At 35.3% G+C, this 22712-nt stretch carries 21 protein-coding genes; 15 read left to right on the forward strand and 6 right to left on the reverse strand.

Translation table 11 applies throughout. From position 1 onward, the window contains the following. The first annotated feature begins 210 nt into the window (after positions 1–210). Both BW932_RS09800 and BW932_RS09805 read left to right on the forward strand, forming a co-directional pair. Entirely contained in the window at positions 211–495 is a 285-nt protein-coding gene (locus BW932_RS09800) for a hypothetical protein (protein ID WP_076387329.1), read from the forward strand. Between the two features lie 488 nt (positions 496–983). Continuing rightward, the gene (locus tag BW932_RS09805; protein ID WP_076387330.1) at positions 984–1535 is read left to right on the forward strand and encodes a hypothetical protein; all 552 of its coding nucleotides are present in this window, start codon (positions 984–986) and stop codon (positions 1533–1535) included. Positions 1536–1971: 436 nt separating this feature from the next. On the opposite strand, the gene obgE is transcribed toward BW932_RS09805, so the two are convergent. The 3 genes from obgE to BW932_RS09820 form a co-directional block, all read right to left on the reverse strand. Beyond that, the gene (gene obgE, locus BW932_RS09810; protein ID WP_076387331.1) at positions 1972–2970 is read right to left on the reverse strand and encodes a GTPase ObgE; all 999 of its coding nucleotides are present in this window, start codon (positions 2968–2970) and stop codon (positions 1972–1974) included. 76 nt (positions 2971–3046) lie between these two features. Continuing rightward, positions 3047–3625 (reverse strand): adenylate kinase, encoded by a 579-nt coding sequence (locus BW932_RS09815; RefSeq protein WP_076387332.1) that lies wholly within the window; start codon positions 3623–3625, stop codon positions 3047–3049. Between the two features lie 61 nt (positions 3626–3686). Then, entirely contained in the window at positions 3687–4241 is a 555-nt protein-coding gene (locus tag BW932_RS09820; RefSeq protein ID WP_076387333.1) for a phosphoribosyltransferase, read from the reverse strand. Positions 4242–4410: 169 nt separating this feature from the next. On the opposite strand from BW932_RS09820, the gene BW932_RS09825 reads away from it, so the two are divergent. Continuing rightward, positions 4411–5697 (forward strand): adenylosuccinate synthase, encoded by a 1287-nt coding sequence (locus tag BW932_RS09825; protein ID WP_076387334.1) that lies wholly within the window; start codon positions 4411–4413, stop codon positions 5695–5697. A gap of 64 nt (positions 5698–5761) precedes the next feature. On the opposite strand, the gene BW932_RS09830 is transcribed toward BW932_RS09825, so the two are convergent. From BW932_RS09830 to BW932_RS09840, 3 genes are read right to left on the reverse strand one after another with little or no spacing between them, the layout of a single operon-like run. Further along, positions 5762–6583: an N-acetylmuramidase domain-containing protein gene (locus BW932_RS09830; protein ID WP_076387335.1), complete on the reverse strand. Its 822-nt coding sequence runs from the start codon at positions 6581–6583 to the stop codon at positions 5762–5764. A gap of 21 nt (positions 6584–6604) precedes the next feature. Then, positions 6605–8473 carry a hypothetical protein gene (locus BW932_RS09835; RefSeq protein ID WP_076387336.1) on the reverse strand — a complete coding sequence of 623 codons (1869 nt, stop codon included), beginning with the start codon at positions 8471–8473 and terminating at the stop codon, positions 6605–6607. 58 nt (positions 8474–8531) lie between these two features. Then, positions 8532–10133: a hypothetical protein gene (locus BW932_RS09840; protein WP_076387337.1), complete on the reverse strand. Its 1602-nt coding sequence runs from the start codon at positions 10131–10133 to the stop codon at positions 8532–8534. A 546-nt stretch (positions 10134–10679) separates the two neighbouring features. Here BW932_RS09840 and BW932_RS09845 point away from each other — a divergent pair. From BW932_RS09845 to BW932_RS09900, 12 genes are all read left to right on the forward strand, one after another. Next, entirely contained in the window at positions 10680–11492 is an 813-nt protein-coding gene (locus BW932_RS09845; RefSeq protein ID WP_076387338.1) for an energy transducer TonB, read from the forward strand. 171 nt (positions 11493–11663) lie between these two features. Then, positions 11664–12437 (forward strand): ParA family protein, encoded by a 774-nt coding sequence (locus tag BW932_RS09850; RefSeq protein ID WP_076387339.1) that lies wholly within the window; start codon positions 11664–11666, stop codon positions 12435–12437. A gap of 51 nt (positions 12438–12488) precedes the next feature. Continuing rightward, the gene (locus BW932_RS09855) at positions 12489–13376 is read left to right on the forward strand and encodes a ParB/RepB/Spo0J family partition protein (RefSeq protein WP_076387340.1); all 888 of its coding nucleotides are present in this window, start codon (positions 12489–12491) and stop codon (positions 13374–13376) included. Next, entirely contained in the window at positions 13377–14006 is a 630-nt protein-coding gene (locus BW932_RS09860; protein ID WP_076387341.1) for a DUF5683 domain-containing protein, read from the forward strand. 30 nt (positions 14007–14036) lie between these two features. Further along, entirely contained in the window at positions 14037–14738 is a 702-nt protein-coding gene (gene dapB / locus BW932_RS09865; RefSeq protein WP_076387456.1) for a 4-hydroxy-tetrahydrodipicolinate reductase, read from the forward strand. A 138-nt stretch (positions 14739–14876) separates the two neighbouring features. Continuing rightward, a complete protein-coding gene (gene lepB / locus BW932_RS09870) occupies positions 14877–16529 on the forward strand; it encodes a signal peptidase I (RefSeq protein ID WP_076387342.1) in 1653 nt (550 codons plus the stop codon). A gap of 146 nt (positions 16530–16675) precedes the next feature. Further along, the gene (locus BW932_RS09875) at positions 16676–17287 is read left to right on the forward strand and encodes a WbqC family protein (protein ID WP_076387343.1); all 612 of its coding nucleotides are present in this window, start codon (positions 16676–16678) and stop codon (positions 17285–17287) included. A gap of 11 nt (positions 17288–17298) precedes the next feature. Then, entirely contained in the window at positions 17299–19011 is a 1713-nt protein-coding gene (locus BW932_RS09880; protein WP_076387344.1) for a S8 family serine peptidase, read from the forward strand. A 106-nt stretch (positions 19012–19117) separates the two neighbouring features. After that, complete coding sequence (locus BW932_RS09885; protein ID WP_076387345.1) at positions 19118–19606, forward strand: lipocalin family protein; 489 nt, start codon at positions 19118–19120, stop codon at positions 19604–19606. Between the two features lie 19 nt (positions 19607–19625). Continuing rightward, positions 19626–20318, forward strand: coding sequence for an OmpA family protein (locus BW932_RS09890; RefSeq protein WP_076387346.1), 693 nt, complete (start codon positions 19626–19628; stop codon positions 20316–20318). Positions 20319–20405: 87 nt separating this feature from the next. Continuing rightward, positions 20406–21290: a decaprenyl-phosphate phosphoribosyltransferase gene (locus BW932_RS09895; protein ID WP_076387347.1), complete on the forward strand. Its 885-nt coding sequence runs from the start codon at positions 20406–20408 to the stop codon at positions 21288–21290. Between the two features lie 85 nt (positions 21291–21375). Beyond that, the gene (locus BW932_RS09900) at positions 21376–22692 is read left to right on the forward strand and encodes an FAD-binding oxidoreductase (RefSeq protein ID WP_076387348.1); all 1317 of its coding nucleotides are present in this window, start codon (positions 21376–21378) and stop codon (positions 22690–22692) included. Positions 22693–22712 lie beyond the last annotated feature (20 nt).

Here is a 22712-nt window from a genome sequence, read left to right on the forward strand (position 1 = left end):
ACTTGTTTTTGTAAATTAGCATAAACAAAAACATTCGCCTAACTGTCGGTTTTGCGAAATGCTTCGCACTTCGCAAAGCCGACGGGCGTTATCTGCAAATTAAAAAAAACACCTATAAAAGTACCAAAATATTAAATAAATTTCTATTTTTAATATTCATAAATTTCAAACATTAAATCTAGAAATTTTCAATTTATAAATTAAGTAATTATGAGCAAAAATTTATTTCAAGCGATCGCCGATTTAGCGAATTCATTAAGCGGCATGGGTAGGAAAACCAGTGGAAAAGGTGTCGCAGATTATTTGAATACTAACAATCACAAGACACAAACCGGAGGCAATTACTCTGGAAAAAGAGGCACTTATAAAACAATTGCTGATGCTCAAAAGCATTTCTCAAAAAGTGGAGATGCAAAAACGGCAAGTAATATTGCGAATACTTTGGTTTCGAAAGATAAAAATCCCGCTTGGGTCGCGAAGAAAGACAGATCTTAAAAGAAACTATATAATGGAAATACTATTTGAGGGAACATGTCCTCATTGTGCAAATCATTCCAGTTTTTTCTTGCCTTCGGCTGGACAGACAATTGGATCAATAATAAAATTTGTAGTTATGATTGGTTCGGATGTATTGAGTCGCCAAAATCCAATCTCAAGATATGTGGGAGATGATGGACAATTAGGTAGATGCGCGAAGTGTAACGAAGTGGTTTTAAAATGTCCTAAATGTGATCATATAAATAGAAGATTTTATGAGGACAATGTTTGTTGTGAATGTGGTAAAGCATTTATCCATCCTTAAACATTGCGTTAATACTAAAATAATCTGCAGATAACAAAGTATTTCTGCAAGCGGGTATGAAGTTTTCATCGAAGATTTTAGCGATTAATTAAGTTTTTAGCAAGTAGAAAGTTTTCGTATTTTTATCCCGCCTGCAGAAATACCCAACCGTTAGCTGTAATGCTAAAAAAAACGTAACAAAATGAAAATCAAGTTATTTATATTAATTTTTAGTTTTTCTATTTGTAAAATTTTTGCAACTGCTCAAACGCCAGACAAAATCATAATTGACGAAAAGCAGTTTGATTTGTTAAATAATCCACTAGAACAGTTTTTTAAAATACATCCTGAATTAGATCCAATTTATGGAGGGAAAATCAAAATGTTTAATAAATATAGAAATAAACCTATTCCAATTCAATTTTCTACAGGAAATTATCGAGGATATATTGCAACTTTTAAAATTGAAAATAATTTTTTAAAGTTGTTTGATATTAAAATTCAAAATATAGAGTCTGAAAAACGCGAATATATTTCTGTTTATAAAGAATTGTTTGGTGACAAACAAATTAGCCTTAACTATAATGGAATTTTAATAATTCCAACTGGGGACTTTCTTGACTCTGCAAACTTTGGTTATTCCTATCTATTCAGTAAATACCAATTAATGACGATAAAGAATGACAATATTGAAAGAAGTAAAGAAGTAACAAAGGATGAATATTTGAAATTCAAAGTAATCCAGTTTGTTTAATATAAAAAAACTGCTGATTATCAGAATGAAGTTAAGGAGTATTTTGAGAACTGGAAAACTGAAAAAGAGATAGAATTATCAAGAAAAAATACGAAAAACTTAACTAAAAGGGAGATTGCCGAATTACATAAGGAATATATAAATGCTCCTAAATCCGAATTTATTGATAATTTTCTTTTTGTAACAAAAAACCTGGACTTTGTCATAGTTGACTACTAAAAAAGCACTACAGCTAACAGAATATTTCTACAAGCGGGTATGAAGTTTTAATAGCCAGATTTCTACGCTCCGCACAATCTCCGCCTTTGAACCATCACAAATCAACAAAACCCCCAATTCAATCAAATGAATTGGGGGTTTTCTAAAAAATATCATTTATACTTTTGCTCGTTTAAAGGTACAAAAGTTTTTTTCTTCTTTTGCGGTTAAAAAAAATCTATAAGTTTTGTCCTTCACCGTGCAATCTTTTCCAGATCGCGTCTTTCAGTTCCATAATTCCTTCCTGCGTAACGCCGGAAAAGAAAATGGGTTTGCGGTTTTCCGGAAATTCTTTGGCGATTTCAGCTTTTAACTCATCATCCAATAAATCAGATTTAGACACAGAAATTAAAAAATCTTTATCCATCAACTCAGGATTGTATTCTTTCAATTCATTTTCCAAAATTTTAAATTCCTGAAAATGACTTTCAGAATCCGCCGGAATCATAAATAAAAGAATAGAATTTCTTTCGATATGTCTCAAAAAACGGTGACCAAGACCTTTTCCTTCCGCCGCTCCTTCGATGATTCCCGGAATATCTGCCATTACAAAAGATTTGTAATTTCTGTAATCCACGATTCCTAAATTCGGAGCCAAAGTGGTAAAAGCGTAGTTTGCAATCTTTGGTTTTGCCGCAGAAACTGCTGCGAGAAGCGTAGATTTCCCTGCATTTGGAAAGCCAACGAGACCCACATCTGCCAAAAGTTTGAGTTCAAAAATCACAAAACCTTCTTCGCCATCTTCACCAGGTTGCGCAAAACGCGGCGTTTGATTGGTTGCAGATTTGAAATGTTCGTTGCCTTTTCCACCTCGACCACCATGTTTAATGATGATTTCTTGGCCATCTTCCAAAATTTCAGCGATGATTTCACCTTCTTCATTTTTGGCAATGGTTCCGAGTGGAACTTCAATATAAATATCTTCACCATAAGCTCCGGTCAACTGGTTTTTCATTCCGTTTTGACCTCTTTCAGCTTTGATGTGTCGGGTGTAGCGAAGTGGTAAAAGGGTCCATTCATGGGCATTCCCTTTCATGATTACGTGACCGCCTCTTCCGCCATCGCCACCATCAGGACCTCCTTTTGGAATATATTTTTCACGGCGAAGATGCGATGAACCTGCACCACCATGACCTGATTTACAATGAATTTTTACGTAATCGACGAAGTTTGACATTTTAATTTTTGTTTCGAGGTTCGTGTTTCGAGTTATTGTGAGAGCGAACCTCGTAACTCAAATCCCACAACTCCTTTTATTTTATTTTTTCTATTTCGGCAAAAAGCTTTTCAGATATTTCATCTATTTCTCCAACTCCGTTCACTTCAACATATTTGCCTTGTTGCTTGTAAAGTTCGGCAACTTCTGCCGTTTTTGCGTAATATTCTTTGATTCTATTTCTAATGATTTCTTCATTGGAATCATCTGTTCTTCCGCTCGTTTTACCTCTGTTTAGAAGGCGTTGTACTAAAATTTCATCCTCAACTACCAAAGAAATGCAGATTGAAATTTCATCATTTAAAACTTCTTTTACAATTTTCTCTAATTGCTCAGTTTGGTTTGTAGTTCTGGGATAACCATCGAAAATAAAACCTTTAGAATCACTGGGTTTTCTAACTTCATCAGTCAACATATCGGTGGTCACTTGATCAGGAACCAGTTCTCCTTTATCAATATATGATTTCGCGAGTTTCCCCAATTCAGTATCATTTTTCATGTTGTAACGAAATAAATCACCGGTAGAAATTTGTTTCAGATTAAATTTTTCAATTAAATTCTGAGCTTGTGTACCTTTTCCGCTTCCTGGAGGACCAAATAGAACGATGTTAATCATTTTTTACTGTTTGAATATTATGAGATTTGCTTCTTGTTATATTTCTTTTAAAAAAATCGAGTTATTCATTAATACGACCTTCTTCTAACTGATATAAATCTTTTAGGTTTCTTCCTAATTCATCATAATCTAACCCATATCCTAAAACGAATTTGTTCGGAATTTCTTTTCCAATGTAATCTAATTTAAATTCTTTCTTGTAAACATCAGGCTTTAAAAGAAAAGAAGCTAATTTTACTGATTTTGGTCTTTGGGTTTCTTTAAAATATTGAAATAGACTTTCTACGGTATTTCCCGTGTCTACAATATCTTCAACCAAGATGATGTGGCGGTCTTTAATGTCTTTCGTTAATTCCATTTTTTGATACACAATTCCCGTAGTTTGTGTTCCAGAGTATGAACTCATTTGTATAAATGCAATTTCGCATTTTCCGGGATAATGTTTTAATAAATCGGAAAAAAACATGATGACACCGTTTAAAACTCCAATAAATACAGGGGTTTCATCTTTGTAATCTTCGTAAATTTTCAGGGCAGTTGCTTTAACAATTTCCTGAATCTCCGCATCTTTTAGATAAGGAACAAATGTTTTGTCGTGAATTTGAACAGATTCCATATAATATTTTCAAAGTGCAAATTTAATGTTTTTTAAGGGATTTTTTGTATTTTAATTTTTTAGGGTTTTAATAATCATATTGTTGTTAAAAAAAATTATTTGTATTCAAATTTTTGCCCAAAACTTTTAATAACTCTATTTTTGTAGAAATCTAAAAAAAAGTAAAAATATGGCGACTTATGTGGTTGTTGGTCTTCAATATGGTGACGAAGGCAAAGGAAAAATAACAGATGTTTTGTCGGCAAAATCTGATTATGTGGTACGTTTTCAGGGAGGTGATAATGCAGGTCATACTGTTTACGCAGGTGAAGAAAAATTTGTTTTACACTTGCTTCCGTCGGGAGTTTTGCAGTGCAAAGGAAAATGTGTCATCGCGAATGGAGTAGTAGTGAATCCTAAAGCTTTTCTGAAAGAAATCGGACAAATTGAAGCGAAAGGAATGCGAACCGATCACGTTTTTATCAGCAGAAGAGCGCACGTAATAATGCCTTATCACATTTTGCTCGATACTTATCGCGAGGAAGAAGAAGAGGGAACTCACATTGGAACCACAAAAAAAGGAATCGGGCCTTGTTATGAAGATAAAATCGCAAGGGTCGGAATTCGAATGGTTGATCTTTTGAATCCTGAAGTATTGGCAGAAAAAATTAGAAAAAATTTAAAAATAAAAAATTCGCTTTTCGAAAAATATTTTGAAAAACCGACTTTAGAATTTGATGAAATTTACAGTGAATTTTTAGAATTAGGAGAAAAACTGAAAGACCGTATTGTTGACACCGAAGTAGAATTGAACCAAGCAATTCACGATGGAAAAAATATTTTGTTCGAAGGTGCACAAGCTGCAATGTTGGATATTGATTTCGGAACATATCCTTATGTGACCTCTTCTTCACCAACAACGGGTGGTGTTTGTTCCGGAGCCGGAGTTCCGCCAACAAGTCTTCAAAATTTAATCGGTGTTGCAAAAGCATACACCACAAGAGTTGGAGAAGGACCTTTTCCAACAGAATTGGATAATGAATTGGGTGAAAAAATCCGACAGATTGGTTTTGAATTTGGCGCGACTACAGGAAGACCAAGAAGAACAGGTTGGTTGGATTTGGTTTCGTTGAAACATGCAACGATGATCAATGGAATCAACAATTTAGTGATCACAAAACTGGATGTTTTATCAGGAATTTCGCCTATAAAAATTGCAACAAAATACAAAACAGAAGACGGAAAAATCATCGATTACTTCACTTCATCCACCACGAAATTATACAATTACGAACCGTTGTACGAAGAATTGCAAGGTTGGGATGAAGATTTAACTAAAGTTAGAAGTTATGATGAACTCCCAGAAAACGCAAAAAAATACATCGAGTTTATTGAAAAATATTTAGGAATTAATGTGTATCTCGTTTCTGTAGGACCAGAACGCAGCCAAAACATTATTCGAAAAGAATTATTTTAATAGAACTGATTCCAAAAAAAGAAAAGCTGGGAAGAATATTTTTCCCAGCTTTTTTTCATTTTAATTAAGAATACTTCTCGTACGCTTTTTGTAATTTCAGGTCATATTTATTTAATTTATAACTCGCTCCGTTATATTTTTGTGCTACTTTTGCCCAATTTCTATTTCTTAAATCAGTCATAATGTTGTTGGTTTCCAGGAATTTACCAAAAGCTTTTAAGTGTTCTCTTTCGTGAAGGTACATTTTGTCTACAAAATTTTGCACAGTAGGATATCCCAAACTCACTGCATGGTATCCCATAATTTGGAAACTTCCCCAAGAAGCAGAAGCTAAAGCGGCCTCTTTTATTTTGGGATCTGATTTGATTGCGATGGCTTGGTTGAGCCGGTCGTATTCTTTTACACCGCCTTGGTAAAAAGCTTTAGTCCATTTGGGATAGAGAACATTTTTGTTGGTTGAATTTAAAATAGTTTCAGGTTTGATGCCTCTTTTTTGAAGTTGCTGCCAAAAAACATGACCTTCAAATAGTATTTTTGGTTTACCATTGATGAGGAAACCTTTGCCAGAACTTTCTACCTCGTTAATCGCTTTTACTGCGGCCAATTCGAGATGGTGTTCTTTAGAAAAATTAACCAAATCTGATTCAGACAAAAATAGATTATTACTGCTGAATATTTTCGAACTTTTGTCGAATAAAACTTGCCATGTTTTCATTCCCACAATTCCGTCGCTTACGAGTGCGTTTTTTTTCTGAAAATCTTTTACTGCAGCATCTACTTCTAAGGTAAATGAATCAGAAATCTTTACGGCATAGCCTAGTTTATGTAGCATTTCGCAGAGGGTATAAACTTCCGGTGCTTTTGCTCGGTATTTTAAAGTAATCATTTTTTATAATTTTTTTTTGGTTTAATGAGCAGGTATTTTCGGCATTTTTTCGCAGACCATACCGATGAGGAAAAATGACTTAAATTGAATTTGTTTTCTTTGAAGTTTATACTCCAAAGTTATTGGATTGGTAGTGGGAACATTTATTTTGGCATCGAATGCGGCGTATTCATTAATTTTTAAACTGATATTATAGTCGCCAATTGGTAGCTTTTGAGAGATTGTACCATCCAGGTCAGTTTCAATATTAAAAATTCTGTTGGTTTCGTTATTACTATTGGTTCCAATGATAGAAATGCTGCACTTATAAACTGGCGCATTGTTTTTGTTATCAATAACCCGAAAAGTAACATTAGAAAGATTCTCAAATACTGGTAAATTTATGGGAACAAAGATCGCAGAAGTAAGCTTTATATTGGTGGGAAACGTTTTTGGTCTTATTGGGTCTGTTGCGAGAGGAGTTGCAACTGTTGTCCGCACAGGTTCAATTGGTTGTGGAGTCACCGCAGTAAAAATTTGTCTGGAAGTTAGTACCGTTCCCATTTTCATTCGATCTACTTTAATGGTATTAAAAACGGGTGTTACTGGATCACCAGTGGTGCTTTCAAAGATTTGTGGTCTTTTTCCCGGTATTTGTATGTTCACCATTTGTGGAGTAGCTTTTCTGGATAAGTACGAAAGCTGATCAGATTGTAAGATTTTTTTGTCCGTAACTACTTTTAGAAATCTTTCATTATTATTTTTGTTGATGAAGAGTTGCTGCTTCATAATCATGGGTCCAAAAAAGATTAGTTTATTGGGGTCATTCACATCTGCTGAATTAACAGAGGAATCCAGAATTATTTTCAGATTTTTGATGAGCATCATCGTTTTCGGAATCGCTGGAAGCTTAAATCCATCAGAAATTGTAACGCCATCCGAAATTGGTTTGCTTTCTTTCCATTCAAAGAAAGGGGAAAGCATAAAATTTTTGTTAAACCAAGATCTTTTAAGGTGTACAAAACTATAATCAACTTCTATGGCTTCAATTCCACTTTCATCATAATCAATGGATAAAATCTCGGAAGGTAAATTTTGGTTACCGCTTTTTGCCGCGAGATAAAGGGTTTCCATTTCCTGCTTATTGAGTTTTAAAGAGTTCCACCCAGATTCATTTTCCATAAAATCATAAGGAATAAAATTGATGTCGTGAATTGCAGAAAATGTAATGATGTCTGTTCTTTCTGCCGAATCGAAAGAGAATTTTGCATCACGTGACATCGCCAAATAAAGATCAGCATCAGAATTAGCATTTATTCTAACCAATTCTTTTTCGATGAGATCTTTGAAACCTCGAACTTTCCACTCAGACATTGCCAATTCTTTAGAATTATTAAGGCTTAAAAATTGATCTTTCCAGTTTGTTTTTTGGTCGTCAGTGTTTAAATCTTCAAAAGTTGAGAGGTGTTCTGTGATTTTTTGTAAGGCCAAATCATACGCAAGTCTGTATTTCTTGTAGCTTTTATATTCTTTGGTATCCGCGTTTTTTGAATCACTTAGAATGGCGCTTGAATTCACAGAAATCCGCATAAAATTTTGCTCAAAATCTCTAATATTACTGTATTCCAAAATATCCCGGTAAATATCAAAAAGTGCGGTATTTACATTGAGATCCCAAAAATAGGCGGAAATAGGCACCGAATTCAATTCATAAGAAATGTTTTGTTTTTTTAGAATAGATTCTGTTTTTTTCTGGTCATCATTGAGTAAAGAGGCCGGTTTCAGAAGTTCTAAATCTTCATTTTCGTACATGCGCAAGGAAGGACAGATCAAAGGAAGGTCATTTTCCATGGCGCCCCGAGAAACATAAATTTCCCTCAGTTTTTCGAAAACTGCGATATAATATTTCATGAGTTTTGTTTTTTTTTAAAATCAGCAGGAAAGAATTCTTTCCTGCTGATCTATGGATTTATGACTCAGTTGCGCTCACAAATTTTTTGATACTTGGATCAGTATTCGGGGATTTTGGTAGAATGCGACATTTGTAACCAATTATTGAAATATCGGGAGAACTTAATTCTCCATTCTTAAATTGAGAACTCGATTGAATATTGGTGTTGTCGTAAGAATATTTCGCACTTGAATTAAAAAATGGTCCGAAACTGAAACCGCCACCTGCATCGAAATGGGTTTTGATTTTAGAATAATTAGCAGACTGCGTGTTAAATTTAAAGGAAACATCTTTTACCATGATTAACTCCGTAATTAAAGATGATAATAAACCTTTCCCGTTTCCATCACTTAGAATATCCTTGTTAATGGACTGTGGTGAATTATTTGCTAATCTCCAATACTTAGATTCCAGGAAATTTTGATTGAGCCAACCTCGCGCAACTGCAACTTTTCCGATTTTGAAACTGAAACTGAAATCTTCACTGGAGAAGTTACTGTTCATACTGTCTCGATTAAAACTCGAACCTGCATTTCCTTTTACAAATAGGGCATTGAAACCGGCTTTTATAGAAGCTGCGTGTACTGAGTGGTTGTAGCTGCTTGAAGAGGCCATGGTTTTTGAATCAAATTTTGTCCAGCCCGATGAAAGTTGGATCGCTTCTGCAGGAATAGGTGAGGAGACAGAATAGTCGGTGAACTCTAAAATTTTGGTTCGCAAATTATTTCTATATTCTTTCTCGAGTCTCTTTTTTAAGGTGAGAATACTTTTTGCCTCCACTTCAGCAATATAATTTTGCATTTGCTCAACGGACTCCTTGAATCCCATTGAACTCCAGGCTTGAAGCGCCATGTCTTCGCGCTTTTTCATATTCTTTCCGTCAATGGAAATTTGTGCAGCAGCATCGGAATCTCCATTGTCTGCGGCGATTCGTATGGCGTTATTGGTTTCTAAAACATCGTTGTATTTAATCGCATATTCCAGATATTTTTTATACATCGGAGATACAAAGGTCTGCGTGATCATTTTCAAATTAGTATCACTTTCAATTTCATCTGGATCAAATTCAGGATTTTTCAAAACTTTTGTTTTTGATAATTTATCCCTCATTTTTGCCAGTTTCGTTTCAACCTTCGGGTCAATTGTGGAATCGGCAACTTCACACCAATCCATCAAATCACCATATCCTTTAGAAATAGACTTTCCAGTAGGGTTGAAAATCGCAAAAGCGCGTCCTTTTCCACTTGGAAGCAATGGGGGAACTCCATCATGAACTTCATCTGTAATGGCAGCGAACTGCTCCATTTTTAGAAAATTTCCGTTTTTTGTGGAATTGACCATGTTTTGATAATCTATCATATCAAATTGTGGTTTTCCGTTTGCATCTACAACTTGGTTGCCTTTGCTATCTAAAATTGGTTTGGGTTTTGGTGGTATTCCAAAAATTCCATTAATGGCGAAATCGAAGGAATTGCTCATTAGCACTTTCCCAATAGGATCAAAAGCAATAAAATTGTTTGGTCCTAAACTCTCTGGGTTGTTGTTGGTTAAAGTGTCATAGACTTTACCAATTAATTGGCCCATAAAATCTTTTGTGAGGTCTTCTTGTGTTGGCATCATTTGTTTTTTTAGTTTTTTCGCTTACTCTGTACGGTTTTCAGCTTCCCCGATATTTTTCCATAAGTAAAGGTATATCAAGTATTTCGAGTAATTCACCGTGTTTTAACGGTATTTTATAGGGTGAAAACACCTTTTATTGCGTTAAGCTATTCAAAATTAGGTATTTATATTTTATTATATGCAACAAATAGTAATAATTTTTTTCAAATAATTGATTGGTTTGCTCTGTCTAAATCATTAAACCTCAGTAGAATGGCATTATTTCGGAGGTTTTACTGAATGAAAACAATAACATTAATTATTGATGAAGGCGTAGAATAATTTTCTTTCATTGATGAAATTCATAATATGACGCAATGATTTGCAAAATTTTCCTACTAATCCAATTAATTTCTCACTGGTTGATTTTTCATTTTGCTATGAATTGAATACTATTTGTATAAAATAAGTAATTGTTTGGCTTATAATTTGGTAATAGTTTATTGTTGTATGTAATTTCATACGATAATGGTAATTTTTATTTTTTAACCTTTAAATCTTTGCTCAATGAAAAATTTTTTGAACACTGAAAATGAATTTCGTTTCAATGAACTTCTTTTCGAAAACCGCAATAAGAATTACGGTGCGTACGTAATGCGAAACAATGAAGCAAATGTTCTAACTAAATCTCTGTTGATCGGAGTTGCAATTTTTGGTACATTAGCAATTTCCCCTTTAATAATCAATTCTTTCAGAAGTCCAACAATTCTTGAATCTGATAGTGGAGGAGTGATCTATACTCCTGTTGAATTACCACCCGACGAAGTTCCTGTCGTTGTAGCTCCAATTGTACCTCCAAAGATTATTGAAAATACAGTGAAACTAGAAATTCCAACACCTACACGTGATGCGAAAAAAGAAACTCCTGCAACTCCACTAAGTGCGATCAATAATGCGAAAATTGGTACAGAAACCATTGCTGGATTGCCGGTTGTTATAAATTCTCCCCCAGTAATTGTTGATCAAAATATAAAATCTGTGCCTGCTCCGACAAAACCTGTCAATAACAATCCAGTTACAATTGTTGATGTAGAAGCAGCTTTCAGCGGTGGAATTAATGCATTTAGAACTAAAGTGGTGAACAATTTCAATGCAGAAAATTTTGAAGGAACCGGTGAATTAATAAAAACTACAGTCACTTTTATCGTAGAAAAAGACGGAACGATCTCGAGCATAACTGCAAAAGGACCAGATTCCAAATTTAATAAGGAGGCTGAAAACACCATTAAAAATATCAAAGGGAAATGGATGCCCGCAAAGTTAAATGGGGAAACTGTTAGAAGCTATTTCAACTTCCCAATCTCCATGCAATTTGACTAAAATTATTTATTTAGATATCTCCTCAACAGTTATCCACAAAAGATTTACTTTTGTGGATAATTTTTTTACAGCGCAATTAATTGATAGATAGTGCTTTAATATAAATCCAAGGTTTGGCAATCTACCAAAAATCAGAAAAAAGTGTACTTTTGGTGATTAAAATTGTAAAGAATGGCTAAAATTATAGGTGTTGCAAATCAAAAAGGTGGAGTCGGTAAAACAACTACTGCCATTAATTTAGCCGCCGCATTGGGAGTTTTGGAAAAGAAAATCTTACTGATAGACGCTGATCCGCAGGCAAATGCAACTTCAGGTTTAGGAATTGAGCAATCAAATTTTTCAACCTATAATCTTTTGGAAGGTAGTGAAGATGCGAAAATGTGCATCCAGAAAACGACTTCTCCAAATCTTGATATCATTCCATCGCACATCGACTTGGTTGCTGCCGAAATCGAATTGGTAGATCGCGAAAACCGCGAATATATGCTTAAAGAAGCATTACAGGCGGTAAGAGACGATTACGATTATATCATTATTGACTGCGCGCCGAGTTTAGGTTTAATTACGATCAACGCTTTAACTGCTGCTGATTCTGTAATTATTCCGATTCAGTGTGAGTATTTTGCCTTGGAAGGTTTAGGAAAGCTTCTTAACACCATTAAAAATGTTCAGAAAATTCACAATAAAGAATTAGATATCGAAGGATTACTCTTAACGATGTACGATTCCCGATTGAGATTATCCAATCAAGTGGTTGAAGAGGTCAATTCGCATTTCCCAGAAATGGTTTTCGAAACAATTATCAGTAGAAATGTTCGTTTAAGTGAAGCGCCAAGTTTTGGTGAAAGTATTTTGAACTACGATGCAGAAAGCAAAGGCGCAATTCAGTATCTTCAATTGGCGGAAGAAGTTTTATTGAAAAACGAAAATTTAGTTAAGAATTAGAAATTGATTTTAAAGGTGAGCAATCATCCTTATTAAAATTATTTACAAAAAATGAAAGACAAAAAAAGAGCGATGGGTCGTGGTTTGGGCGCAATTTTAAGTGCAGAATCCAAAGCAACGGTGAATTCCGCAACAGATGAAGGTGCTGACAAATTTGTCGGTAATATCGTAGAAGTTGCTTTAGAGGATATTTATCCAAATGCTACGCAACCAAGAACGTATTTTGACGAGAAAGCATTGGCTGATTTAGCGCAATCTATTCAGAATCTAGGCGTTATTCAGCCTATAACGTTAAGAAAAGATGGCGATCGGTTCGAAATTATTTCGGGAGAAAGACGTTTTCGGGCGAGTAAAATTGCAGGTTTAGAAACGATTCCAGCTTATATTCGTTTGGTGAACGATCAGGAATTGCTCGAAATGGCTTTGGTAGAAAACATCCAAAGAGAAGATTTAGACGCGATCGAAATAGCTTTAACCTACCAAAGACTGCTTGAAGAAATTGGAATGACTCAGGAGAACTTAAGTCAAAGAGTAGGGAAAGAAAGAAGTACCATTACCAATTATATTCGATTGTTGAGGTTGAATCCCGATATGCAAAACGCCATCAGAAGTGGGGAAATTTCTGCAGGGCACGGTAGAGCAATCCTAAGTTTGGATGACAAAGAAAGTCAAGTCGACCTTTTTCAGAAAATTTTAAAGAATAACTGGAGTGTAAGACAGGCCGAAGAAGAATCAAACCTTCTGAAAAATCCAAAACAATCGGTAAGTAAAACGAAAGCAGCACTTCCCAATCATTTTAAAAAAGCCGAAAAAAATCTTGCAGATATTTTAGAGGTTAAAGTCGAAATTAAAGCCGCTGCAAATGGTAAAAAAGGAAAAATAGTCCTCGATTTCAAAAATGAAGAAGAACTTGAAAATATTCTTTCACACTTTAAATAAATGAAGAAACTTACCTTTATTTTGCTTCTTTTATTTTCCTTGAACTATTTCGCTCAGGTCAATCGCAACGATACCATTCGGGTAGAAAATTATCCTAAAGACTCTGTTTCTGTAGATAAACCGAAAGCAGAATTGGAAGTTCTCACCGATATTCAAGAAGCGAATGCGCCGGTAAAAGCACTGAAATTTAATCCTACAAAAGCCGGGTTGTATTCAGCAGTTTTACCTGGACTCGGACAATATTACAATAAAAAATATTGGAAAATTCCGATCGTTTGGGGCGGAATCGGAACCGGAATCGGAATCACACTTTGGAATCAAAAACAATATACAAGATACCGAAATGCTTTTATCGCACAATTGAATGGGCAACCTCATGAGTTTTCAGAAATACCGGGGATTTCTGCAGAAGCTTTGGGTAGAACTCAGGATCGTGCACAAAGACAGCGCGATTATGCCATCGCAGTTACAGCCTTGATTTATGTTCTGAATATTGTCGATGCAGTCGTAGATGCGCACTTGTATGAAGGGAGAAAAGATCCTGATTTGGCTTTAAAACCTACCGTAATTTTCGATGAATTTTCCGAAAATAATTCAAAAGCCGGTTTAAGTTTAAGTTATAATTTTTAATTAAAATCTGACGCTTTTGGCGTAAAAATGATGAGAATAGCATTAGTTGGTTACGGAAAAATGGGTAAAATAATCGAGGAAGTTGCCCAAAAAAGAGGTCACAGTATTGTTGCCCAACTCAATGAAACTCCAACTTTGGAAAATTTGAATAATCCAGATGTTGCGATCGAATTTTCTAATCCTGAAGCATCATTTGAAAATAGTAGGATTTGTCTTCAAAATCAAATTCCAGTTATTTGCGGAACCACAGGTTGGCTCGATCAGAAACCGGAAATCGAGAAAATTGCAGTCGAAAATAATAGTGCTTTTTTGTATGGTTCTAATTTCAGTTTGGGTGTTAATTTATTTTTTGCCTTAAATGAAAAATTAGCCGATCTGATGAAAAATTTCCCTGAATATCAAGTTCAATTGGAAGAAATCCATCACACCCATAAAAAAGATGCACCAAGCGGAACTGCAATCACTTTAGCGGAGGGAATTATAAAGAATGATCCAAGATTCGATGCCTGGAAATTGGAAGAAACCAAAGATCATCAACTGGGAATTTTCGCACTTCGTGAAGATGAGGTTCCCGGAACTCACAGTGTTTTCTACAAAAGCGACGTAGATGAAATCGAAATCAAACACACCGCTTTCAACAGAAACGGTTTTGCTTTGGGAGCAGTAATCGCAGCGGAGTGGATTCAAGGTAAAAAAGGAAATTTTTCGATGAAAGACGTACTTTTTAATTAGAAGCAAGCATTAAGCAATATGCAATAAGCTATGAGCAATAAGCAATAAGCAATAATTTGTAGATACTTAATTCCTCAAGCATTTGTAACAAAAGCGCTTTAAAACAAACTAATCATTCAAATATTACCAATCAGAAATATGAACTACTTTCTTACTTATTCGGTTTACGTGATCATTCTCTCAGTATTGATGGGGATTTCTACGTGGAAACTTTTTAAAAAGATGGGTTATAATCCGCTTTTTGCATTTGTTCCTTTTTATAATTATTACATTATTCAGAAAGAAACAGAGCACTCCAAATGGTGGGTTATTTTAGCTTATATTCCCATTGTTGGTCCAATTATGATGACTGTTTTCCATTTATTTTTAATGAAGCATTTTGGAAAAACGAGTTTTGTTCAAAAATTACTCACCGTAATCCTTCCTTTCATTTACATGGCAACGGTTAATTATTCCAAAGACGCTGATTTGCAAGTAGAAAATGAATTGTATTTGACAGAAGAAGAAAAAGCAGAAGGCAAAAAGGAATCTTTTCTTGGATCGATTACTTTTGCGGTCGTTTTCGCCACCATTGTACACGTTTTCTTAACCCAACCTTTTGGTATTCCAACAGGATCCATGGAAAGAACACTTCTCGTAGGAGATTTTCTTTTTGTAAATAAATGGAGTTACGGTTTCAGAATGCCGATGCGACCTCTTGCAATTCCTTTTTTGCAGGGAACAATGATGGATACTGGCGAAAAAGGAAATCCAAAAGATGATCCGAAATCTTATGTTGATGCCGTGAAATTACCGTACGCAAGACTTCTGCAATTCAGTAAACCACAGAGAAACGATATCGTTGTTTTCAATTATCCCCAAGATTCTGTTCACACTGCGATCGATCGCAAAGATCCTTATGTAAAACGTTGTGTTGCCGTTGCAGGCGATGTTTTAGAATTTCGTGCGGGTAGACTTTTCGTGAATGGGAAACCCGAAACCATTTTGGGAGATCAGAAAAAACAACATAAATTTATTGCAACTACTGGAAGCCAACTCGACGTTCCCGCGCTTTACAGGAAATACGGATTTCTGCCTGTGCAGGAAGTTCAAACGCATACCGGTTATTTATACGATTTCCAAGGTTTGACCGATGAAACCGCAAGAGAAATCAAAGCTTTGCCACAAATCATTGACTTAAAAGAGCATATTTGGCCAAAAGATTCCGCTGCAGTTTCCCTCAAATTAAACGCAATGCACGATGGCTACACGAAACATGTTGATACCACGCAATCCATTTTCCCCATCAACAAAAAATGGAATCAAGATTGGTACGGACCACTTAGAATCCCGAAAAAAGGCGATGTAGTACAATTAAATCAGGAAACATTACCCGAATACCGCTGGATTATTTCAGAATACGAGCACAACAAACTCGAAAACAAAAACGGTAAAATCTTCGTCAACGGACAAGAAACTTCGCAATATACCATCAAGCAAGATTATTACATGATGATTGGTGACAACCGCGATGCATCGCTCGATGCTCGGTTTTTTGGCTTCGTTCCCGAAGAAAATATTGTCGGTTCTCCCATGTTTACGTGGTTAAGTGTAGAAGGTCTTTTCCCGGATAAAAGTTCCTCTTATCAACCAGAAGGAAAAAAATTCCGTTGGGATCGCATGTTCAAAGCTACAAACACCGGTGAAGCTAACAAAACCTCTTATTGGTGGGTTGCAGCGATCATTTTAATCGTCTTTTTCGGTTGGGATTATATAGCAAAACTATTCAAGAAAAAAGATTCCGAAGATTAGTTTTAGGAGCTTAATCCCGCTCTCCACTATATCTTTTATTCCGCTGAAGCTCCATAAAAGGATGCCGTTGCGATCGGGGCTAGAATTTTGGATGAATACCCGGGATTTGCTTTTTTATTAAAATTTTACTGACTGGTTTTTTAATTATGAAAATTTTATTACCCCTCTTTTATCTACCGCCTATTTCCTGGTTTTCGGTTTTTCTGCGAGAAGATGCTGAAATCGTTTTCGAACAGTTCGAAAGTTTTCCCAAACAGACATATCGTAATAGAACCGCAGTGTATGGCGCAAACGGAAGATTGCTTTTAATCATTCCCGTAAAACATAACGACACTAGAACCATCAACGAAATCGAAGTTTCGCACCGCGATGGCTGGGAAAAAATCCATTGGAAATCGATCAAAACCGCTTATCAAAGATCCCCGTATTTTGAATATTACGAAGATCAACTCGAACAAATTTTCAATTTTAAAACCAATTCCCTCTTTGCTTTTAATCTGAACGCTTTAAAAATTATTCAGAAAATTCTGAAAACAGATAAAGGTTATTCTTTGACCGAAGAATATTTTAGAAATCCGACCGAAGAAAACTACAGAGAAAAATTCTCTCCCAAAAAAGAGCAAGAATTTATTCTCGAAGAATACTACCAAACTTTTACCGAAAAATTTGGTTTTCAAGAAGATCTTTCTATCATTGATCTTCTTTGTAACAAAGGACCGGAATCTTTGACCTATATAAAAAACATTCAAAACAAATAAATCGTTAGTTTATGAAAAAAATATTCATTGCAGCTTGTTTTATGACAGGTTTTGCCACTTTTGCACAAACTGAAGTTGCACCTTTAGATCCGATGCAAGATAAAGATTTGATGACTTGGTACCACAAAGATTTCGCTTCTACCAATATATATGGTGTAAATACCCAAAATGCTTATAAATATTTGGAATCCAAAGGTCTGAAAGCAACTCCCGTAATTGTAGGTGTTTTAGACAGCGGAGTAGAAGTAGGTCATCCTGGGTTGATCAAAAACATGTGGACCAACCCGAATGAAGTTCCAAACAACGGAAAAGACGACGACGGAAACGGATACGTTGATGATGTTCACGGATGGAATTTCATTGGTGGAAAAAATGGTGATATCACCGATGATAACTTAGAAGTTACCAGAGTTGTGAAAAAATACCAGCCGATTTTCGAAGGCGACGATTCTGCAAAAAACAAAGCAAATCAAGCTAAAATGCCTGAAGATTTTGCAATGTACATGAAGTCTAAAGAAATTTTTACAAAGAAAGGTGTTGAAGCTAAACAAGGCTACGAAACGTATAAAAAAATTCAAGACTTAATTCCAACGATGGTGGGAATGCTTAATGGGCAAAATTTAACTCCGGAATTGGTTGCAGCGATTAAACCTACGAATCAGGAACAGGCAATGTCTGCTTCTATTTTGTCTCAAATGGCGCAAGACCCGAATGTAAATGGAAAATCACCTGCAGAAGTGTTTGTATTTTTAAAAGATCAAATGAAAGAAGCTGTAGGTTATTTCGAAGTACAGGCAACCAAACAATATAATCTTGATTTTGATCCTCGTGCTGCAATCGTTGGTGATAATTATGATGATTATACGCAGAAAACCTATGGTAACAATCATTATGCAGATCCAAAAGGTGAGCATGGAACACACGTTGCCGGAATTATTGCTGGACTTCCGCAAGGAAAAGAAGTACAGTACGGAGTGGGTTACAAAGTCGCAAAAATTATGGCAGTAAGAGCCGTTCCTAATGGTGACGAAAGAGACAAAGATGTTGCAAATGCAGTAAGATATGCAGTTGATAACGGTGCGAAAATATTAAATATGAGTTTCGGAAAGCCAGTTTCACCGGGTAAAAATGTAGTTTGGGAGGCGTTTAAATATGCACAGGACAAAGGAGTTCTTTTGGTGAAAGCTGCAGGTAACGAAAATGAAAACGTTGCAGAAAATGTGTATTATCCAACCAATTTCAAAAACGTGGAAGATGCAAAACCTTATATCAACAACATGATTGTGGTAGGAGCTTCTACAAATAATAATGAATTTTTAAGAGCAGATTTTTCCAATTATAATCAGAAAATGGTGAATGTTTTTGCTCCAGGTGAAAAAATTTATTCTACGGTTCCAGCTGCGAAATACGCCTATCTTCAGGGAACGTCTATGGCTTCTCCAGTTGTTGCAGGTGGTGCAGCGGTACTTTTAGCGTATATGCCCAATTTAACACCTGCTCAAGTAATTGAGTCATTGGTGAAAACAACGAATAAATCTACTGTAAATGCGATGATCAGCTCCAACACAAACAATAGATTTGATCTTATATCTGAAGCAGGTGGTGTGATCGACCTGAAAAAAGCTGCAGAATACGCTTATACCAATTTCTACAAAGCGAATTCTTCTCCTTCTACCATAAAGACCAAAGCGGTAAAAAAGAAAAAAATGAAAAAAGTAAAATAAAAAATACTTAAATATTAAAAAAATCCGTTTTTAACGGATTTTTTTTTCTTTGTGTGTACAATTGGCACGGTTTTTTGTAACTTGTATTTTAAATAATTAAATCACTATGAAAAATTTATTACTTGCAGGAATTGTAGGCGCTATCATGAGCGTTTCTTGTTCCACCGTGAAAACAGCAAAAACAGCACAATCTGACCGTGTAGAATTTCTTAAACTAAAAGGAGATTGGGAAGTAACAAGTGTTGATTACGACAAAAATTTTAAAGTTAAACCTTTTGATGAGGGAGCTGATGCGAAATGTTTCGTTGGAAGTCATTGGAGATTAATCCCGAATAATTACAGCGGTTCTTATACTTTAAGCGGAGGTGGCGCATGTCCAAGTCTTATTCAACCTATTAAATTCGAAGTAGTAAACGGAACTGAATTCAAATTCAAGAAACTATTGGAAGGATCTAAAGCCAAAGCTGTTACTGTAGGGTATTCTCTTAATTTAATCAGCCAAACTACCGATTCGTTTTCATTAGAACAAAATGTTCCTTCAGGTAGCGATAATGTAAGAATCGTTTATAATTTCGCTAGAACAGGAATGAAATAATAATAGTAAAAAATAAATTATGAAAATTTTTAACAAAACAAACATCGCTGCACTTTTCATCTCGTCTTCTTTAATCTTGACAAGTTGTGAAGCTGTACAAAATTCAAATAATCAGCAAAGAGGTACCGTAATCGGTGCTACAGGAGGAGCCGTTCTTGGTGGAATCTTAGGAAATAACATCGGAAAAGGGGGTAACTCAGCTCTTGGTGCAGTTCTAGGAGGGATCGTAGGTGGTGTTGCCGGGAATGTTATCGGTAATAAAATGGATAAGCAAGCAAAAGAAATCAAAGAAACATTACCTGGAGCGGAAGTAGAAAGAGTAGGTGAAGGAATAAAAATTACGCTGAAAGAAAACATGGTTAATTTTGCTTTTGATTCCTCGAATTTAACAGCAATTGGTAAAGCTAACTTAGATAAGTTGGCAACCGTTTTATCAAATAATCCAGATACTAATATTAATATCTACGGTTATACAGACAGTAAAGGAGCAGATTCTTATAATCTTTCCCTTTCTGACAGAAGAGCTGCTGCAGTAAAAAGTTATTTGTCATCTAAAGCAGTTGCTTCAGCGAGAATGAATACGATGGGAATGGGTGAAGCTGATCCAATCGCAAGTAACGATACCGATGCAGGTAGAGCGCAGAACAGAAGAGTCGAATTTGCAATTACTGCAAATCAAGATATGATCAATGATGCAAAAACTGCACAGTAATTTTTCATTCAATTCATAATTATATATCCGCTTCGGCGGATTTTTTTATTTTAAAATCACTAATTTCGCAATTGATTTTTTATACGAATGATTAAATATTTAAAACTGCTTCGCGTAGAACAATGGATCAAAAATTTTTTCGTCTTTGTTCCCTTATTTTTCTCCGGCAATATCACCAACTTCGATTTATTGGGCAAAAGCATTTTTGCTTTCATTATTTTTTCCTTGGCTGCAAGTTCTATTTACATCATTAATGATTATTCTGATATCGAATCAGACAGGAAACATCCGGAAAAAAGAAGACGGCCACTTGCAAGTGGTGCAATTTCAAAAAGAACAGCGCTCATCGTTTTGGTTGCGCTCATCAGTTTGAGTATCGCGCTTATTTACTTTGGTGCGCAATACTTTCATCATAATTTTTGGAAATTTGCCACGATCATTGCATTTTATTTTTTCATGAATTTGGCTTATACTTTTAAGCTTAAGCACGTCGCAATCATCGATGTGAGTATTATTTCCTTAGGTTTTGTTTTGAGGGTTTTGGCGGGAGGTTATGCTACTGGCATTTTCATTTCTCAATGGGCAATCTTGCTCACCTTTGTTCTAGCGCTCGTTTTGGCCATCGGAAAAAGGAGAGGAGAATTGATCAACGCACAAATTTCCGGTAAAACCAGAAAAGCTCTAGATGGTTACAATGTGCAATTTGCCGATATTGCACTTTCTGTAAGTTGTACATTGGCGATTGTTTGTTATTTAATGTTTACGCTTTCTCCCGAAGTTCAGCAACGTTTTCATGCACGGGTTTTCTATACCGTGATTTTTGTTGTTTTCGCCTTTTTAAGATATTTACAACAAACCTTGGTTTACAATAAAACCGAATCTCCTACCAAAATAATTTACAGAGACCGGTATATTCAGATCACTTTGGTGTTGTGGGTCGCTGCCTTTTTACTTCAAATTTATTTTAAATAATGAAATCGCAAAGACTCGAAATTACAAACAATAATGAACATTCTGTGGCGATTGCATCTGACCTTAAAAAAATAATTACCAAGAGATGAAACCGAATTTTATCCAGAAAGTCACAAATTGGGGAAATTTTCCTGTTGTAGAAAAAGAAATAAAGTCAGAAGATTCCCTTCAGAAAATTATAAATTTCATAGATAACAGCAACGAAATCATCGCGCGTGGAAATGGCAGATGTTATGGCGATGCCTCTCTTTCTGAACATATTTTTTCAACCAAAAGATTAAATAAATTCATAAGCTTTGATCGACTCAATGGCGTTTTAGAATGTGAATCTGGAGTTCTTCTTTCTGAAATCCTTGAAGTAATCGTTCCTCAAGGTTATTTTCTTTTTGTAACACCGGGAACCAAATTTATCACCGTTGGAGGAGCAATCGCCTCCGATGTTCACGGCAAAAATCACCATGCTGAAGGTTGTTTCTCGGAGTATCTGATTTCATTTTCTTTATTAAATGAAAATGGTAATGTTTTACAATGCTCTCAAACAGAAAACGTCGAGAAATTTTGGTCAACAATCGGTGGAATGGGTTTAACAGGAATTATTCTTTCTGCAAAATTCAAATTAAAAAATATTGAAACGGCGTATATTCGTCAGGAAAGCATCAAAGCAGAAAATTTAGACGAAATCTTCAAATTATTTGATGAAAGTGAGAACTGGACGTACAATGTCGCCTGGATCGACTGCTTGCAAACAGGCAATAATATCGGCAGAAGTATTCTGATGAGAGGCGAACACGCATTCAGACATCAACTCCCAAAAAATTTGCAGGATAATCCCTTAAGACTAAAGAAAAAATTGAATCCCACGGTTCCTTTTTATTTTCCTAATTTTTTACTTAATAATCTCACGGTCAAGATTTTCAATCTTCTTTATTTTAATAAGCAACGCAACAAAGAAGTTAAAAGTTATATTGATTACGAAACCTTTTTCTATCCATTAGATGCCATCAATGACTGGAATAAAATTTATGGGAAAAGTGGATTTATACAGTATCAAATGGTAATTCCGAAGGAGAAAGGAAAGGAGGGAATGCGAAAAATACTAGAAACCATCGCCAAAAGTGGAAACGGATCGTTCCTAGCGGTGCTGAAATTGTTTGGCGAAAATAATCCTAATGCTTACAATTCATTTCCGGTCGAAGGCTATACTTTGGCTTTAGATTTCAAAGTTAATGCGAAACTGAAAAATTTGGTCGAAAAATTAGACAAAATTGTGGAGGAGTACGGCGGTAGAATTTATTTGAGCAAAGACAGCATGAGCAAATCTTCTTTGACCAATTACCTTCAAAATGTGCAGAATCCGAAGTTTGTTTCGATGCAGCACAAAAGGATCATTAATAACAATTGAATTATTGACTAAAAGTAAAT

Source organism: Kaistella chaponensis, from assembly GCF_900156725.1.
GTDB lineage: Bacteria > Bacteroidota > Bacteroidia > Flavobacteriales > Weeksellaceae > Kaistella > Kaistella chaponensis.

Excerpts from the sequence above, each read along its gene's own strand:
- BW932_RS09815 (WP_076387332.1), bottom strand. The coding sequence starts at position 3,625 with ATGATTAACATCGTTCTATTTGGTCCTCCAGGAAGCGGAAAAGGTACA.
- BW932_RS09880 (WP_076387344.1), top strand. The coding sequence starts at position 17,299 with ATGAAAAAAATATTCATTGCAGCTTGTTTTATGACAGGTTTTGCCACT.
- BW932_RS09885 (WP_076387345.1), top strand. The coding sequence starts at position 19,118 with ATGAAAAATTTATTACTTGCAGGAATTGTAGGCGCTATCATGAGCGTT.
- BW932_RS09845 (WP_076387338.1), top strand. The coding sequence starts at position 10,680 with ATGAAAAATTTTTTGAACACTGAAAATGAATTTCGTTTCAATGAACTT.
- BW932_RS09825 (WP_076387334.1), top strand. The coding sequence starts at position 4,411 with ATGGCGACTTATGTGGTTGTTGGTCTTCAATATGGTGACGAAGGCAAA.
- BW932_RS09895 (WP_076387347.1), top strand. The coding sequence starts at position 20,406 with ATGATTAAATATTTAAAACTGCTTCGCGTAGAACAATGGATCAAAAAT.
- BW932_RS09890 (WP_076387346.1), top strand. The coding sequence starts at position 19,626 with ATGAAAATTTTTAACAAAACAAACATCGCTGCACTTTTCATCTCGTCT.
- BW932_RS09875 (WP_076387343.1), top strand. The coding sequence starts at position 16,676 with ATGAAAATTTTATTACCCCTCTTTTATCTACCGCCTATTTCCTGGTTT.
- dapB (WP_076387456.1), top strand. The coding sequence starts at position 14,037 with ATGAGAATAGCATTAGTTGGTTACGGAAAAATGGGTAAAATAATCGAG.
- BW932_RS09855 (WP_076387340.1), top strand. The coding sequence starts at position 12,489 with ATGAAAGACAAAAAAAGAGCGATGGGTCGTGGTTTGGGCGCAATTTTA.
- BW932_RS09820 (WP_076387333.1), bottom strand. The coding sequence starts at position 4,241 with ATGGAATCTGTTCAAATTCACGACAAAACATTTGTTCCTTATCTAAAA.
- lepB (WP_076387342.1), top strand. The coding sequence starts at position 14,877 with ATGAACTACTTTCTTACTTATTCGGTTTACGTGATCATTCTCTCAGTA.
- obgE (WP_076387331.1), bottom strand. The coding sequence starts at position 2,970 with ATGTCAAACTTCGTCGATTACGTAAAAATTCATTGTAAATCAGGTCAT.
- BW932_RS09860 (WP_076387341.1), top strand. The coding sequence starts at position 13,377 with ATGAAGAAACTTACCTTTATTTTGCTTCTTTTATTTTCCTTGAACTAT.
- BW932_RS09840 (WP_076387337.1), bottom strand. The coding sequence starts at position 10,133 with ATGATGCCAACACAAGAAGACCTCACAAAAGATTTTATGGGCCAATTA.
- BW932_RS09850 (WP_076387339.1), top strand. The coding sequence starts at position 11,664 with ATGGCTAAAATTATAGGTGTTGCAAATCAAAAAGGTGGAGTCGGTAAA.
- BW932_RS09800 (WP_076387329.1), top strand. The coding sequence starts at position 211 with ATGAGCAAAAATTTATTTCAAGCGATCGCCGATTTAGCGAATTCATTA.
- BW932_RS09805 (WP_076387330.1), top strand. The coding sequence starts at position 984 with ATGAAAATCAAGTTATTTATATTAATTTTTAGTTTTTCTATTTGTAAA.
- BW932_RS09835 (WP_076387336.1), bottom strand. The coding sequence starts at position 8,473 with ATGAAATATTATATCGCAGTTTTCGAAAAACTGAGGGAAATTTATGTT.
- BW932_RS09900 (WP_076387348.1), top strand. The coding sequence starts at position 21,376 with ATGAAACCGAATTTTATCCAGAAAGTCACAAATTGGGGAAATTTTCCT.
- BW932_RS09830 (WP_076387335.1), bottom strand. The coding sequence starts at position 6,583 with ATGATTACTTTAAAATACCGAGCAAAAGCACCGGAAGTTTATACCCTC.